Annotated in this window: 10 protein-coding genes and 1 pseudogene; 1 reads left to right on the top strand and 10 read right to left on the bottom strand. The window is 70.4% G+C overall.

The window, feature by feature from the left end; genetic code table 11:
• From VGN18_RS21045 to VGN18_RS01285, 6 genes and pseudogenes are all read right to left on the bottom strand, one after another.
• Positions 1 to 145: pseudogene (locus VGN18_RS21045) on the bottom strand (acyl-CoA thioesterase II); the annotation flags it as partial.
• Entirely contained in the window at positions 135 to 1562 is a 1428-nt protein-coding gene (gene pyk / locus VGN18_RS01305) for a pyruvate kinase (protein ID WP_327537811.1), read from the bottom strand. The pseudogene VGN18_RS21045 and the gene pyk, both read right to left, overlap by 11 nt.
• Before the next feature lie 118 nt (positions 1563 to 1680).
• A complete protein-coding gene (gltB, locus tag VGN18_RS01300; protein ID WP_349259806.1) occupies positions 1681 to 6222 on the bottom strand; it encodes a glutamate synthase large subunit in 4542 nt (1513 codons plus the stop codon).
• A 182-nt stretch (positions 6223 to 6404) separates the two neighbouring features.
• Positions 6405 to 8735 carry a [protein-PII] uridylyltransferase gene (locus tag VGN18_RS01295; RefSeq protein WP_327537809.1) on the bottom strand — a complete coding sequence of 777 codons (2331 nt, stop codon included), beginning with the start codon at positions 8733 to 8735 and terminating at the stop codon, positions 6405 to 6407.
• Positions 8736 to 9074, bottom strand: a complete 339-nt coding sequence (locus tag VGN18_RS01290) for a P-II family nitrogen regulator (RefSeq protein ID WP_327537808.1) — start codon at positions 9072 to 9074, stop codon at positions 8736 to 8738.
• Positions 9075 to 9144: 70 nt separating this feature from the next.
• Positions 9145 to 10539, bottom strand: a complete 1395-nt coding sequence (locus VGN18_RS01285; protein ID WP_327537807.1) for an ammonium transporter — start codon at positions 10537 to 10539, stop codon at positions 9145 to 9147.
• 168 nt (positions 10540 to 10707) lie between these two features.
• Here VGN18_RS01285 and VGN18_RS01280 point away from each other — a divergent pair, with 168 nt between their 5' ends.
• Entirely contained in the window at positions 10708 to 11466 is a 759-nt protein-coding gene (locus VGN18_RS01280) for a MerR family transcriptional regulator (protein WP_327537806.1), read from the top strand.
• Positions 11467 to 11546: 80 nt separating this feature from the next.
• On the opposite strand, the gene VGN18_RS01275 is transcribed toward VGN18_RS01280, so the two are convergent.
• The 4 genes from VGN18_RS01275 to VGN18_RS01260 all read right to left on the bottom strand — a co-directional run bounded on the left by VGN18_RS01275 (position 11547) and on the right by VGN18_RS01260 (position 16045).
• Entirely contained in the window at positions 11547 to 12740 is a 1194-nt protein-coding gene (locus VGN18_RS01275; protein ID WP_327537805.1) for a glycine C-acetyltransferase, read from the bottom strand.
• The gene (gene tdh / locus VGN18_RS01270; protein ID WP_327537804.1) at positions 12740 to 13774 is read right to left on the bottom strand and encodes an L-threonine 3-dehydrogenase; all 1035 of its coding nucleotides are present in this window, start codon (positions 13772 to 13774) and stop codon (positions 12740 to 12742) included. Before tdh ends, VGN18_RS01275 begins: the two co-directional genes overlap by 1 nt.
• A gap of 7 nt (positions 13775 to 13781) precedes the next feature.
• The gene (gene ftsY / locus VGN18_RS01265) at positions 13782 to 14936 is read right to left on the bottom strand and encodes a signal recognition particle-docking protein FtsY (protein ID WP_414655004.1); all 1155 of its coding nucleotides are present in this window, start codon (positions 14934 to 14936) and stop codon (positions 13782 to 13784) included.
• Between the two features lie 104 nt (positions 14937 to 15040).
• Entirely contained in the window at positions 15041 to 16045 is a 1005-nt protein-coding gene (locus tag VGN18_RS01260; protein ID WP_327537802.1) for a L,D-transpeptidase, read from the bottom strand.
• Positions 16046 to 16113: the final 68 nt, after the last annotated feature.

Raw genomic sequence — 16113 nt, 5'->3', positions numbered from 1 at the left:
CCTGCACCGCGACCTGCCCGCCGAACACGCGCTGGATCGGCGTCTGATGACACTGCCCGCGGAAGATATCGGTCTCGATCTGCTCGAGATCGAGCAGGTGCACCAACGCGTCGAGTTCCGGTTGGCCGTCCTGCTCAGCTGTCATGACGGACGATGTCGCCGATGTGGTGCACCCGGATCGTGTTCGTCGCACCGGGTGTCGTCGGCGGCGTCCCGGCCACGATGACCACGAGATCACCCGGGCGGCACACGCTGCGGTTGAGCAGCGCCGTGTCGACCTGACGCACCATGTCGTCGGTCGTCTTCACCGTCCACACCAGCTGCGCCTCGGCGCCCCAGATCAGCGCCATCTGGCGTTGCACCTGCTCGACGGGTGTGAACACGAGCAGGCGTTGCGCAGGTTGCAGCCGCGACAGCCGTTTCGCGGTGTCGCCGGTCTGGGTGAACGCCACCAGCGCGACTGCTCCGAGTGCGTCGCCGATGTCGCGCGCTGCCTTGACGAGCGCTCCGCTGGAGGTACGCGGATTGTGCATCAGCCCGCGCACGTCGGTGCCGGAGGCTTCGACCGACGTGATGATGCGGCTCATCGTCGCGACGGCCTGCACGGGATACTTGCCGACGCTGGTCTCGCCAGACAGCATCACCGCGTCGGCGCCGTCGATCACCGCGTTCGCGACGTCGGACGCCTCGGCACGCGTCGGCCGCGAGTGGGTGATCATCGATTCGAGCATCTGCGTCGCGACGATGACCGGCTTCGCGTTGTCGCGGCTCACCTGGACGGCGCGCTTCTGCACGACCGGCACCGCCTCGAGCGGCATCTCGACGCCGAGGTCACCGCGCGCGACCATGACGCCGTCGAAGGCGAGCACGATCTCTTCGAGGCGGTCGACCGCCTCCGGCTTCTCGATCTTCGCGATCACGGGTCGCCGGACGCCGACGTCGTCCATGACCCGGTGGACGAGTTTGACGTCCTCGGGCGCGCGCACGAACGACAGCGCGATGAAGTCGACGCCGAGGCGCAGCGCGAACTCGAGATCGTCGGCATCCTTGTCCGACAACGCCGGCACGCTCACTGCGACACCCGGCAGCGACAGGCCCTTGTTGTCGCTCACGACGCCGCCCTCGAGCACGTCGCAGACGACGTCGGTGCCGTTCTCGATCTCGACGGCGACGAGCGCGACGTTGCCGTCGTCGACCAGCAGTCGGTCGCCCGGACGAACATCGTCGGCCAGTTCCTTGTACGTGGTCGACACCCGGTCGTGCGTTCCGGCGACGTCCTCGACGGTGATGCGCACCCGCTCGCCGGTCGCCCAGGTGACCGGGCCCTCGGCGAAGCGGCCGATGCGGATCTTGGGGCCCTGGAGGTCGGCGAGCACAGCAACGTTGCGTCCGGCCGCGGCGGCCGCCTGCCGAACCTCGTGGTACCGGCGCCCGTGGTCGGCGTGGGCACCGTGGCTGAAGTTCAGCCGCGCGACGTCCATGCCCGCCTCGACGAGCGCACGGCAGCGCTCGACGGTGTCGGTCGCCGGACCGAGCGTGCAGACGATCTTCGCGCGACGCATGAGTCAAGCGTAGGACCTACTGCCCCAGTCCCGATGACAGTGGTCAGTTCGGGCCACAGTGGTCAGTTACAACTAACCACTGTGTCCAAAACTAACCACTGTCGGGGACGGGAGGGGGTTATGTCCGCGCGGCGGCCATCACGGCCTTGTCGACGTCCTCGCCGTTGGCCTCGGCCCGGGCGGTAGCTTCGACGACACGCTGGAAGTCACGGGGAACGATCACGCTGAACCGCTGCGACGCGGTCGCCCAGTCGGCCAGTAGCGCTGCCGCGACCGGTGAATCGGTGTGGGTCCGGTGCTGCTCGACGATCCCGCGCAGCACAGCGGCGTGCTCACGATCGACCGGGGTGATGTCGACCAGTTCGGTGTTCACCTGGCCCTCGTCGAGATCGAGCACGTAGGCATAGCCGCCGGACATGCCCGCGCCGAGGTTGCGGCCCACCTCGCCGAGGATCACCGCCACTCCCCCGGTCATGTACTCGAGCGCGTGATCACCGGTGCCCTCGGCGACCACCGTCGCGCCGGAGTTGCGCACGCAGAAGCGCTCGCCCACGACGCCGCGCAGGAAGATCGACCCGGACGTGGCTCCGTAGGCGATCACGTTGCCGGCGATCACATTGTCTTCCGCGACGAACCCGGCGGCGGGGTGCGGACGGACGGCGAGCACGCCGCCCGACAGGCCCTTGCCGACGTAGTCGTTCGCGTCGCCGATCAACCGCAAGGTCAGTCCCCGCGGCACGAACGCCCCGAACGACTGCCCCGCCGAACCACTGAAGGTGATGTCGATCGTGCCGTCGGGCAGCCCGTCGGCACCGTAGCGGCGCGTGACCAGCGAGCCGAGCATCGTGCCGACCGTGCGGTTCACGTTGCGTACGGGCAGGTCGAGGCGCACCGGCGAGCCGTCGAGCAGCGCGCCCTCGCAGAGCTGGATGAGGGTGTTGTCGAGTGCCGCGTCGAGCCCGTGTTCCTGCTCGCGCACCTTGCGCATTGCAGGGCCGTACGGGGTGGCCGGCGTCCCCAGCATCGGCGTCAGGTCGAGCCCGGCCGCCTTCCAGTGGTCGATCGCCTTCGCCGTGTCGAGCACGCCGACCTGACCGATCGCCTCGTCCAGGGACCGGAACCCGAGTGAGGCGAGGATCGTGCGGACCTGCTCGGCGACATACTCGAAGAACGTGATCACGAACTCGGGCTTGCCGGTGAATCGCTTGCGCAGCTCCGGGTTCTGCGTCGCGACGCCGACCGGGCACGTGTCGAGGTGACACACCCGCATCATCACGCAACCGCTCACGATCAGCGGCGCGGTCGAGAAGCCGTACTCCTCGGCTCCCAGCAGCGCGGCGATGACAACGTCACGGCCGGTCTTCATCGCGCCGTCGACCTGCACGGTGATGCGGTCGCGCAGGCCGTTGAGCAGCAGGGTCTGCTGCGTGTCCGCCAGCCCGAGTTCCCACGGCAGGCCGGCGTGCTTCAACGAGGTGAGCGGTGCAGCGCCCGTCCCGCCGTCGTGACCCGAGATCAGCACGACGTCGGCGTGTGCCTTCGACACCCCGGCGGCAACCGTGCCGACACCGGCCTCGCTCACCAGCTTCACGTGCACGCGCGCCTGCGCGTTGGCGTTCTTCAGATCGTGGATCAACTGGGCGAGATCCTCGATCGAGTAGATGTCGTGGTGCGGCGGCGGCGAGATGAGCCCGACGCCGGGCGTCGAGTGCCGCGTGCGCGCGATCCACGGATAGATCTTGTAGCCGGGCAGCTGGCCACCTTCGCCGGGCTTCGCGCCCTGGGCCACCTTGATCTGAAGGTCGTCGGCGTTCACCAGGTAGTGCGACGTGACGCCGAACCGGCCGGACGCCACCTGCTTCACGGCCGAGCGACGCAGATCGCCGTTGTCGTCGGCGACGAACCGGTCGGCGTCCTCGCCGCCCTCGCCGCTGTTCGACTTGGCGCCGATGCGGTTCATCGCGATCGCCAACGTCTCGTGCGCCTCGGCAGAGATGGACCCGTACGACATCGCCCCGGTCGCGAACCGCTTCACGATGTCGGCGACCGACTCGACCTCGTCGATCGGGACGGGCGGACGGTCGGGCGCGAACTCGAAGAGCCCGCGCAGCGTGCCGCCCTCGCGGTTGAGCCGCTCGACCTTGTCGGTGTACTCCTCGAACAGCTCGAAACGCCGTTGCCGCGTCGCGTGTTGCAGCAAGAACACCGTCTCGGGGTTGAACAGGTGGATCTCACCCTCGCGGCGCCACTGGTACTCACCGCCGACATCGAGCCGGCGATGTGCCTTCGCGGTCGGGACGAGCGGATACGCCGTCGCGTGTCGCGCGGCGGCCTCCTCTGCGATCACGTCCAGCCCCACACCGCCCAGCCGCGACGGCGTGCTGCCGAAGTACTCGTCGACCAGCGGCTGGGCAAGCCCGAACGCTTCGAACACCTGCGCGCCGGTGTAGGACGCGATCGTCGAGATGCCCATCTTCGACATCACCTTCAAGACGCCCTTCGACAGCGCCTTGACGTAGTTCGCGATCGCCTGCTCGGCGCTCACCCCGCGGATCGCGCCCGACGACACCAGGTCGTCGATCGACTCGAACGCGAGGTAGGGGTTGACCGCCGCTGCGCCGTATCCGATGAGCAGCGCGATGTGGTGCACCTCGCGCGCCTCACCGGTCTCGATGACGAGCCCGACCTTGGTGCGCTGACCCGTCCGCACGAGGTGCTGGTGGACTGCGGAGGTGAGCAGCAGCGCCGGAATCGGCGCGTGGTCGGCGTCGCAGTCACGGTCGGACAGAATCAAGATCCGCGCGCCTGCGGCGATCGCCTGCGAGCACTCGCGGCGCACCCGCTCGATCGCGGCCGTCAGCGCCTCGGCGCCGCCGAACACACGGAACCGGCCGTCGATGAGCGCGCACTGGAACCCGGGCAGGTCACCGTCCGCGTTGACGTGCCAGATCTTGGCCAGCTCGTCGTTGTCGAGCACCGGGCGCGGAATGACGATCTGCCGGCACGATGCCGGACCGGGCGTGAGCAGGTTGAGCTCCGGTCCGATCGCGCCCGCCAGCGACGTCACCATCTCTTCGCGGATGGCATCGAGCGGCGGGTTGGTCACCTGCGCGAACAGCTCGGTGAAGTAGTCGAACAGCATGCGCGGACGCTTCGACATGACCGCGACGGGCGTGTCGGTGCCCATCGAGCCGATCGGCTCGGCGCCGGCGGCGGCGGTCGGGCCGATGATGACGCGCAACTCCTCCTCGGTGTAGCCGAAGATCTGCTGGCGCCGCGTGACCGACTCGTGCGTGAAGACGACGTGCTCGCGCTCGGGCAGCTCGTCGAGGTTCATCAGCCCGGCGTGCAGCCACTCGGCGTACGGGTGCTCGGCGGCCAGCTCGGCCTTGAACTCCTCGTCGGAGCGGATGACGCCCTGGGCGGTGTCGACCAGGAACATGCGGCCGGGCTGCAGGCGGCCCTTGGCCACGATCGAGGCCGGGTCGAGGTCGAGCACGCCCGACTCGCTGCCGAGCACGACGAGGCCGTCGGTGGTCTGCCACCAGCGTCCGGGGCGCAGGCCGTTCCGGTCGAGGACGGCGCCGATGACCGTGCCGTCGGTGAAGTTGACGCAGGCCGGGCCGTCCCACGCCTCCATGACGCAGGAGTGGAACTCGTAGAACGCCCGCCGGGTGGCGTCCATGTCGGGGTTGTTCTCCCACGCCTCCGGGATCATCATCAGCACCGCGTGCGGCAGGCTGCGCCCACCGAGGTGCAGCAGTTCGAGCACCTCGTCGAAGGTCGCCGAGTCGCTCGCGTCGGGCGTGCAGATCGGGAACAGCCGCTTCAGGTCACCCGGGATGAGGTCGGACTCCAGCAGCGCCTCGCGGGTGCGCATCCAGTTGCGGTTTCCGCGGATCGTGTTGATCTCACCGTTGTGCGCGATGTAGCGGTACGGGTGCGCCAGCGGCCAGGACGGGAAGGTGTTCGTCGAGAAGCGGCTGTGCACCAGCCCGATCGCACTCTGAAAGCGCGGGTCGGTGAGGTCGGGGAAGAACACGCCGAGCTGGTCGGTCGTGAACATGCCCTTGTAGACGAGGGTGCGACACGACAGCGACGGGAAGTACAGCTCGTGCTGGGCCTCGCGGGCCCGCCGCTCGCTGACCTTGCGCAGCGCGTAGACCATGCGTTCGAGCGCGAGCCCGCTCTCGCCCGCGCCACCGGCCACGAAGAGCTGGCGGAAGCGCGGCATGACGCTGCGGGCGGTCGGGCCCAGGTCGTCGGGGACGATCGGCAGCTCGCGCCAGCCGAGCACGGTGAGGTTCTCCCCGGCCGCGGTGGCCTCGATGATCGCGACGACCTCGGCCAGCGCTTCGTCGTCGACCGGCAGGAAGGCGTTGCCGACGGCGTACGAGCCGACCGGCGGCAGCTCGACGTCGGCGACGGCGCGCAGGAACGCGTCGGGGATCTGCACGGTGATGCCGGCGCCGTCGCCCGACGACGGTTCGGCGCCCGCGGCGCCGCGGTGGTCGAGGTTGTGCAGGGCGGTGAGCGCGTGCGCGACGATCTGGTGGCTGGCCCGGCCGTGCAGGTCGGCGACGAAGGAGACGCCGCACGCGTCGTGCTCGTTCGCCGGGTCGTAGAGGCCCTGCGCGGGCGGGAAGGCGGAGAACGGCATTCCGAAGGCAGCCTGATCGACGTCGCGCACGCAAGCTCCAGGGGTTCGAGTCGATGAATCGGGTCCTCTCGGACCGCAACGGGCCCGACCGGGACGACATCGGCCCGCACAGCGGCTCCAGATTACCTTCAGGTTTCGCGGTCACCGCAACGCAGTGCCTGTGACGAACTTCGCGACACCCCTCAGGCGGGCCAGGCGGTGCGCAGCTCGGTCTCGACGCCCGAGCGGTCCTCGGGCGGGATGAGGCTGCCGTCCGCGCGGGTGATGTAGAAGGTGCCGACCACGATGCCCGCGGTCGAGGACACGTGGGCCGACCGGACGTCCAGGCCGGTGCGCTCGAGGGCCGCGGTCGTGCGGTAGAGCAGCCCGATCTCGTCCTCGCCGCGGAACTCGACGACGGTGGCGTCGGCCGAATCGTCGAACCAGAGCACGGTCGGGCGCCGGTGCGGCGCCCCGGCCGGGCGGCGCGAGTACGTGCGCTCCTTCTCGGCCAGCTTCTCGGCCAGGCCGAGCTCGCCCTTCATGGCCCGGGCCAGATCGCTGCGCACCAGCATCGGGTCGGGCATCTGCCCGAACCGCGGGTGGACCACGAACCGGTTCACCGCCATGTCGCCGTGCGTGCGGATCGAGGCCTCGCGGATGTCGAGCGCGTGCAGCGCGAGCACCCCCGCCGTGCGGTAGAGGATGCCGGCGGCGTCGGGCGCCGCGACGACGACCTCGGAGTCGTGGATGACGACGGCCAGCTCCCCGGCCCCGGCCAGCGCCCGCCGCTCGTCGTCCAGGGCGCTGACACCGGCCGGCCGGGTGCCGCCGATGGCCGCCCGGGCCCGCCCGGCCAGATCGGCGATGAGGCGGGCCTTCCAGTCGCTCCACGCCGCCGGGCCGCTCGCCCGGGCGTCGGCCTTGGCCAGCGGCACCAGCAGTTCGAGCAGCTCGGCGGAGTCGCCCACGCACTCGCGGACGATCTCGATGGTCATCGGGTCGTCGAGGTCGCGGCGGGTGGCGGTATTGGGCAGCAGCAGGTGGTGCCGGGTGAGCCCGACGATGAGGGCGAGGTCGTCGCCGTCGTAGCCCATCCGCTTCGCGATGATCTCGGTGTGCTCGGCCCCGATGATCGAGTGGTCCGGGCTGGGGAACCCCTTGCCGATGTCGTGCAGCAGCGCGCCCAGGATCAGCAGGTCACGCCGGCTCACGTCGCCGTCGTGGTCGGCCGCGGCCGCCGCGGTCTCGAGCAGGTGCCGGTCGACGGTGAAGCGGTGCACCGGGTTGTGCTGGGCCCGGCAGCGGACGGCGTCCCACTCCGGGATCAGCGCGACGAGCAGCCCGGCCTGGTCGAGCGCCTCGAGCACGGCGATGGCCGGCTGCCCGGTGCCTAGGACGGCCAGCAGGTCGTCCTGGGCCGAGGCGGGCCACGGCGTCGGCAGCGGCGCCGATTCCGCGGCCAGCCGCTCGAGCGCGAACGGGGCGATGGGCAGGTCGTTCTCGGCCGCGGCCCGGGCGACGCGCAGCACGAGACCGGGGTCGGCCCACGGGTCGGCGTCGCGGGCGAGCACGACCTCGCCGTCCTGCGACACGACGTCCTTGGCCAGGCCGACCCGCTCGCCCGGCGTGCGGGAGGCCCCGAACAGGCGCCGCTTCGGCGCGCGCGACTCGGTCGACCCGATGCGCCGCCACGCGACGTCGAGGGCGTGGGCGATGGAGCGGGCGGCCTCGTTGACGCGGCGCAGCAGCACGTCGCGGGCCTGCTGCTCGTAGCCGCCGGGGTTGTCGTCGGCCGCCCCGTCCTCGTAGCCGAGCGCCGCCGCCACGCCGTCGTGCTCCTGCTGGCGCAGGACGTCCTCGGACCGGCCGGTGAGCCGGTGCAGCTCGCCCCGGACGTCGAGCAGCACCGGGTAGGCCTCCCGGACCCAGACCGGGTAGTCGACGAGCTGGGCCGCGGCCAGCGCGTGCAGCGCCTGCGCGTCGCGCAGCCCGCCCCGCGACTCCTTCAGGTTCGGTTCGAGCAGGAAGGCCGCCTCGCCGGCGATGGCCCACCGCTCCCTCGACAGCGAGCGCATCTCCGGCAGCCGCTTGGCCGCCGTGGCCCGCCACGTGTCGAGGACGCTGCCGCGCACCCGGGCGGTCAGCCCGGCGTCGCCGGCGATGTGGCGGATGTCGAGCAGCCCGAGCAGCGCCTTGAGGTCGTCCTTGGCTACGGCCAGCGCCTGGTCGGGAGTGCGCACCGAGTGGTCGAGGCTGATCCCGCTGTCCCAGATCGGGTACCAGACCGCGTCGGCCAGGTCGGACAGCCCGGCGACCTTGCCCTCGTACAGCAGGACGAGGTCGAGGTCGGAGTACGGCGCCGGTTCGCGCCGGCCCAGGCCGCCCACCGCGACGAGCGCGACGTTGTCACGGGGTTCGAGCAGCGTCTGCAGCCACCCGTCGTAGGCCTCGGCGAGCGCCTGCCGCAGCGGCGCACCCACGAGTCCGGGCCGGCGTTCGAGAACGCCGGCCCGGACCGCACTGGACGACATCTAGATGGCGTCGGCGTCGCGTTCCCCCGTGCGCACGCGCACCAGGGCCTCGACGGGCGTGACCCACACCTTGCCGTCACCGATCTTCCCGGTCCGCGCCGCCTCGACGATCGCCGAGAGCAGCTTGTCGACGTCGCCGTCGGACACCACGACGTCGATGCGCACCTTCGGCACGAAGTCGACGGTGTACTCCGCGCCGCGGTAGACCTCGGTGTGACCGCGCTGCCGGCCGAAGCCCTGCACCTCGCTCACCGTGAGGCCCTGCACCCCGAGCACCTCGAGGGCCGCCTTGACGTCGTCGAGCTTGAACGGCTTGACGACTGCCGTGATCTGCTTCATGCCGCTCCTCGCTTGGAACCCGACCGGACAGACACTGCGCCTGCCCGCACCCTACGGAAGGTTGTCATAGCTAGGCGTCCACTCTCTCCTTCGGCGAACCCGTCAGCGCGCCCAGGCCACCCGTGCCCCCCAGCGTCCCGCCCAGGGGGCCGAACTCGTAGGCCGACTCGCCGTGGATCGACGTGTCGAGACCCTCGAGCTCCTCTTCCTCGGTCACGCGGTTCTTGATGAACAGGTTCACCACGAGGGCGATGACGACCGTCGCGACGAAGGAGAAGACCGACACGACACCGGCGGCGAAGGCCTGGTGACCCAACAGGTTCCAGCCACCGTAGTGCCCGCCGCCGCCGTAGAGGATGCCGTTGTTGCCCAGCGAGTTGGCGCCCGTCGTGCTGAAGAACCCGATGCACAGGGTGCCGACCCAACCGCCGACGAAGTGGACGCCGACGACGTCGAGCGAGTCGTCGAAGCCGAGCTTGTTCTTGATGCCGATCGCGAGGGCGCAGATCGCACCGGCGATGAGGCCGATGAAGATCGAGCCGATCGGGCTGACCCAGCCGGCACACGGGGTGATCGCGACCAGACCGGCGACCGCACCGGACGCGGCGCCGAGGGCGGTGCACTTCCCGTACTTGATCTTCTCCACGATGATCCAGCCGAGCAGCGCGGTGGCCGTGGCGGTGTTCGTGTTGACCCAGGCGAAGCCGGCGAGGTTGCTCGCGGTCAGCGCCGATCCGGCGTTGAACCCGAACCAGCCGAACCACAGCAGGCCGGCGCCGAGCATCACGAACGGGATGTTGTGGCCGCGCATGTTCGTCTTCGGCCAGCCGCGGCGCTTGCCGAGCACGAGGGCCATCGCCAGCCCGGCCGCGCCGGCGTTGATGTGCACCACCGTTCCACCGGCGAAGTCCTCGGCGAAGAAGTGGCCGTGCTCCGACGGCAGGAGCGAGCGGTTCAGCCAGCCGTAGCCGTCGAACACCCAATGCGCGACCGGCGCGTACACGACCACGGACCAGATCGTGACGAAGGCAGCGAACGCGCCGAACTTCCACCGGTCGGCCGTCGAGCCGGTGATGAGGGCCGGCGTGATGATCGCGAACGTCAGCTGGAAGGCGACGAAGACCATCGTCGGCGTCGTCTGGGCGCTGCCCAGGGTCGGCACGACGTCGTTGATGTTCTGCATCCCGAAGAAGTGCAGGTCACCCAGGTACTTGCCGTCGCCGCCGAAGGCCCACGTGAAGCCGATGACGATCCAGGTCACGCTGACGATGGCGATCGCCGCGAAGTTCTGCATCAGCATCGCCAGCACGTGCTTGGCCCGGACCATGCCGCCGTAGAAGAAAGCCAGCGCCGGGGTCATGAGCAGCACGAGCGCGGCGGAGGCGAGCACCCAGGCGGTGTCACCGCCGTTCAGGTTCTTGCTGTCGAAAGGCGCATACGTCGCGGCCAGTAACAGGTGAGACACGAAGGGCTCCCCCAAGTCGGTTGAGGCGCGCAGGGGCGCGCGCTTGGCCTGAAGGTTGTCGGTCCGAGGTTTCGCCGGACCGACACCCGTGTTTCACGCGTGTAACCGACGCACCCGACCCGGTGTGAGCTTGACCCTGACGCAGCGTGAGGTTGCACAGTGGTCTCCGTGACCGGACAGCACGAGTACCCGATCGGCGAGGTGGCCCGCTTGGCCCACGTGTCGGTCCGCACCCTGCACCACTACGAGAGCGTCGGCCTGCTGCGGCCGAGCGGGCGCACCGCGGCCGGCCATCGCCGCTACGCCGCGGCCGATCTGGCCCGGCTGCGGGAGATCCTGTTCTACCGCGAGCTGGACTTCGGGCTGGACGAGATCGCCGCGATGCTCGCCGATCCGGCCGCGGGCACCGACGACCGGTTACGCGCGCAGCACCGGCTGCTGCGCGCGCGCATGGCGCGTCACGAGCACCTGCTCGAGGCGCTGGAGAAGGAGATGGAGGCGCGCACGATGGGAATCTCGCTGACGCCCGAGGAGCAGTTCGAGATCTTCGGCACGAACGAGCTCGGCGGCGAATGGGCCGAGGAGGCCGAGCAGCGGTGGGGTGAGACGGAGGCGTGGACGCAGTCGCAGCGGCGCACCGCGGCCTACACGAAGGACGACTGGATCCAGATCAAGCGGGAGGAGGAGGCGAACCGCACCGCCTTCGCCGACGCGATGCGGGCCGGCCTACCGGTCACCGATCCCGGCGTCGTCGCGCTGGCGGCCGCGCACCGGACCCACATCACCAAGTGGTTCTACGACTGCACGCCCGAGATCCATCGCGGGCTGGCCGAGCTGTACCTCGCCGACGAGCGCTTCCGCCGCACCTACGACGACGTGGCCCCCGGCCTCGCGCAGTACGTCCACGACGCGATCCTCGCCTCGTAGCCGTCCCCCCGCCCGTTGAGTGGCGAGACGTTCGTTGAATGGCGCGTACTTGCGCGCCACTCGACGCCGGGAGTCGCCACTCAACCGTTCGAGGAGCCGAGCACCTCGGCCCGGGCGGCGACGAACGCACGCACGCAGGTCTCGACGTCCTCGGTCGAGTGCGCCGCCGAGAGCTGCACGCGGATGCGGGCCCGCCCCTGCGGCACGACGGGGTAGCTGAACGCGATCACGTACACGCCGTGCGCGAGCATCGCGTCGGCCACCTTGCCGGCCACGACGGCGTCCCCGAACATCACCGGGACGATCGGGTGCCCGCCCGGCAGCAGGTCGAATCCCTCCTCGCCCATCCGGCGCCGGAACCTCTCGGCGTTGGCCTTCAGCGTGTCGCGTTCGCCGCCGCCCCGGGTGACGAGGTCGAGGGCGGCCAGCGATCCGGCCACGACCGACGGCGCGACGGCGTTGCTGAACAGGTAGGGCCGCGCGCGCTGCCGCAGCAGTTCGACGATCTCGGCCCGGGCGCTGACGTAGCCGCCGGAGGCGCCGCCGAGCGCCTTGCCCAGGGTGCCGGTGTTGATGTCGACGCGGTCCGGCACGCCGAACAGATCCGGCGTGCCGGCCCCGTTCGGGCCGACGAAGCCCACGGCGTGCGAGTCGTCGACCATGACCAGCGCGTCGTAGCGCTCGGCGAGGTCGCAGATCTCGTCGAGCGGAGCCAGGTAGCCGTCCATCGAGAAGACGCCGTCGGTGACGACCAGCCGGCGCCGCGCATCGACGGTGTCCTTCAACTGCTGCTCGAGATCGGCCATGTCGCGGTTCTTGTAGCGCTTGCGGGTGGCCTTGCACAGCCGGATGCCGTCGATGATCGACGCGTGGTTCAGCTCGTCGCTGATCACCGCGTCGCGCTCGTCCAACAGCACCTCGAACACGCCGCCGTTGGCGTCGAAGCACGACGAGAACAGGATCGTGTCGTCGGTGCCGAGGAACTGCGAGAGCCGCCGCTCCAGTTCGGTGTGCTGGGTCTGGGTGCCGCAGATGAAGCGCACACTGGCCATGCCGAAGCCCCACGTGTCCAGCGCCTGCTTCGCCGCGGCGACGACCGCCGGGTGGTCGGCCAGACCGAGGTAGTTGTTGGCGCAGAAGTTCAGCACGTCGCGGCCGCCGCTCGTCACGTGCGCCGACTGCGGCGAGGCCAGCTGCCGCTCGTGCTTGTAGAGGCCCGCCTCGCGGATCTCGGCGAGCGTCGCCTCCAGCTCGCGGCCCACGGTTCCGTACATCAGCCGACCTCCGTCCAGTCGAGAACAACCTTGCCGCACCGGCCGCCGCGCGCGGTGGCGAAGCCCTCGGCCCACTCGGTGGCCGGGAAGCGGTGCGTGATGACGCCGGAGATGTCGAGCCCCGACCGCAGCATCGCGCTCATCGCATACCAGGTCTCGTACATCTCGCGGCCGTAGATGCCCTTGATGGTGATCATGTGGGTGACGACCCGGGCCCAGTCGATCTCGATCGGCGTGCTCGGCAGGCCGAGCATGGCGATGCGGCCACCGTGGTTGAGGTTGTCGATCACGTCGGGCAGCGCCGAGGGGTGGCCGCTCATCTCGAGCGCCACGTCGAAGCCCTCGACCATGCCGAGGCGGTGCTGCGCGTCGGCCACCGTCTCGCTCGACACGTCGAGCGCGAGGTCGACCCCCATCGAGCGGGCGAGTTCGAGCCGGTACGGCGAGACGTCGGTGATGACGACGAAGCGGGCCCCGACGTGCCGGCACACCTGGGCCGCCATCAGCCCGATCGGCCCGGCCCCGGTGATGAGCACGTCCTCGCCGACGAGCGGGAACGACAGCGCGGTGTGCACCGCGTTGCCGAACGGGTCGAAGATCGCGCCGAGGTCGGGGTCGACGGGAGTGTGGTGCACCCAGACGTTCGACTCGGGCAGCACGACGTACTCGGCGAATGCGCCGTCGCGGTTGACGCCGATCGAGGACGTGCGGATGCACAGGTGCCGCCGCCCGGCCCGGCAGTTGCGGCACGTGCCGCAGACGACGTGCCCCTCCCCCGACACGAGGTCGCCCTCGGTGACGTCGCGGACGCCGGGGCCGACGGCCACCACCTCGCCGCAGAACTCGTGCCCGGGCACCAGCGGCACGTCGATGGCGCCGGCCGCCCAGTCGTCCCAGGCCTCGATGTGCAGGTCGGTGCCGCAGATGCCGGTGCGCAGGACGCGGATCTTCACCTCACCGGGGCCGGCCTCGGGCTCGGGACGGTCGGTGAGCTCGAACCCCGGCGACGCTGCCGGCTTGTAGAGCGCCTTCATCGCGGTATCAGACCTCACCCAGGAGTGCGTCGACGAAGGTCTCCGGCTCGAACGGCGCGAGGTCGTCGGCCCCCTCGCCCAGCCCGATCAGCTTCACCGGCACGCCGAGCTCGCGCTGCACGCTGATGACGATGCCGCCCTTCGCAGTGCCGTCGAGCTTGGTCAGCACGATCCCGGTGACATCGACGACCTCGGTGAAGACGCGCGCCTGGATCAGGCCGTTCTGGCCGGTGGTCGCGTCGAGCACCAGCAGCGTCTCGTCGACCGGCCCCTGCCGCTCGACGACCCGCTTCACCTTGCCGAGTTCGTCCATCAGCCCGACCTTGGTGTGCAGCCGGCCCGCGGTGTCGATGAGGACGGTGTCGACCTTGCGCTCGATGCCCTGCTTCACGGTGTCGAACGCGACGCTCGCCGGGTCGCCGCCCTCGGGGCCGCGGATCGTGTCGGCCCCCACCCGCGATCCCCAGGTCTGCAGCTGGTCGGCGGCGGCAGCGCGGAACGTGTCGGCGGCGCCGAGCAGCACGGTGCGGCCGTCGGCGACGAGCACCCGGGCGAGCTTGCCGCAGGTGGTGGTCTTGCCGGTGCCGTTGACGCCCACGACCATCACGACGGCCGGACGGTCCTCGGTGGGGATCGAGTGCAGGGTGCGGTCGAGATCGGGCTGCAGGGCGGTCACGAGCTCCTCGGCGAGCAGGGCCCGCAGCTCGCCCTCGGAGCGGGTGCCCAGCACCTTGGTGCGGGTGCGCAACCGGTCGACGATCTCGGTGGTGGCGCCGATGCCGACGTCGGCGGTCAGCAGCGCCTCCTCGATCTCCTCCCAGGCGTCCTCGTCGAGCTTCTCGCGGGAGAGGACGGACAGCAGGCCGTGGCCCAGGCTGCTCTGCGAGCGGGCCAGCCGGGCCCGCAGCCGCAGCAGCCGCCCGGCCGTCGGCTCGGGGACCTCCAGCGCCGGCGGGGCTTCCTCGACCGGCAGTTCGAGCGTGTCGGTCGGTGCGGGCGGCCCGCGCTCGTCCACCGCGGTCGCCGTCGTCCCGGGCGGGCGAGGGACGTCGCGCACGGGCGGCGGTGCCGACACGATCCGGTCGCGCCGACGGCGTGGGACGACCAGGGCGGCGACCAGCAGGATCGCCACCACGACGATGGCGAGGGAGATGACGAGAATGACCACCCGCCCATCCTGTCAGGCGCGGGTCAGCCTCGATCGGGTGGCAGTTCGACCCCGCCTCGGCGCCCGGACGACAGGGCGCTCGGCGCGGGACCTGCGGGCTACTTGGTCGGGACGAGCCCGCCGGTCGCCCACACGGCCGCGTCGACGTTCCAGTCGCCGTACCCGTCGCCCAGCTGCATCTGCGGGCCGGTGGCGTTCGGGTACATCACGACATCGCCGATGCGCAGGAAGTTGTACAGCTTGATCGCGACGCTGTCGTAGAGGTTGGTGCACCCGTTCGAGGAGTCGATGCCGTGGCCGATGTTGTAGGTGTTCCACGGCGCGGCGTGCAGGTACTCGCCGCCGTAGGTGAGGCGCTGGGTGTACTTCACGTGCGGGTCGTCGTAGCCCGGGCCGGTCATGCGGATGTCGCGGCCCTTCTCCATGATGACCTTGGTGCCCCGCTTGGTCGGGGTCTTGTCCGAGCCCAGCGATACCGGGAACCGGCCGAACTGCTTGCCGTCGCTGGACACCGTGATGGTGTGCGACGCGTCGTCGACGGTGGAGATGTTGCGCGCGCCGGTCGAGAAGTCGAGCGTCAGGCTGTCGTCGTAGGTCAGGCCCGGGCCGGCCGACAATCCCTTGGCCGGGATGTCGATGTGGATCTGCGAGTGAGCCGGCCAGAAGTCGGCCAGCCGGAAGTGCGCCTCGATCGGGTAGCCCGTCTGGGCCGAGGAGTACTCGAAGTACCAGCCTGCGGCCTGCACCGGTTTGCCGTTGACGGTGGCCTTCGTGGCGGCCTGCAGCGCCTTGCCGTCGGTGATCTTCTTTGAGAAGTACGCGATCACCGGCATGCCCACGCCGTAGACGGAGCCGTCGGAGTTCAGCAGGCGGATGTGCACCGGCTTGGTCGCCACGGCCGGCTTGCTGGCCGAGGCCGACGACGACAGCGACGACGCCGCGGCGGGGTCGGTGGTGGCGGTGGACACCGCTCCGTTGGGCTTGGTGACAGTGACCGTGGCCTGCGGCGAACCGGAGGACGTGCACGCGGCGAGCGCGAGCGTGGAGACGGCCAGCAGGGTCACGACGGCAGCGGACGGGCGCATGCGGAAGGGCTTCGACACCCCACCACGGTAGGTGAAACTGCTGTCACATCCCTAACCGGCCGATTGATTTCACAGACTCGCAACCT

Source organism: Jatrophihabitans sp. (genome assembly GCF_036000465.1).
Taxonomy (GTDB): Bacteria; Actinomycetota; Actinomycetes; order Mycobacteriales; family Jatrophihabitantaceae; genus Jatrophihabitans.
This window is presented reverse-complemented; position numbering and strand designations above follow the sequence as displayed.

Bases quoted from the DNA above. Each gene is read 5' to 3' on its own strand.
- VGN18_RS01290 (WP_327537808.1), bottom strand. From the start codon at position 9,074: ATGAAGCAGATCACGGCAGTCGTCAAGCCGTTCAAGCTCGACGACGTC.
- VGN18_RS01295 (WP_327537809.1), bottom strand. From the start codon at position 8,735: ATGTCGTCCAGTGCGGTCCGGGCCGGCGTTCTCGAACGCCGGCCCGGA.
- VGN18_RS01275 (WP_327537805.1), bottom strand. From the start codon at position 12,740: ATGTACGGAACCGTGGGCCGCGAGCTGGAGGCGACGCTCGCCGAGATC.
- gltB (WP_349259806.1), bottom strand. From the start codon at position 6,222: ATGCCGTTCTCCGCCTTCCCGCCCGCGCAGGGCCTCTACGACCCGGCG.
- pyk (WP_327537811.1), bottom strand. From the start codon at position 1,562: ATGCGTCGCGCGAAGATCGTCTGCACGCTCGGTCCGGCGACCGACACC.
- tdh (WP_327537804.1), bottom strand. From the start codon at position 13,774: ATGAAGGCGCTCTACAAGCCGGCAGCGTCGCCGGGGTTCGAGCTCACC.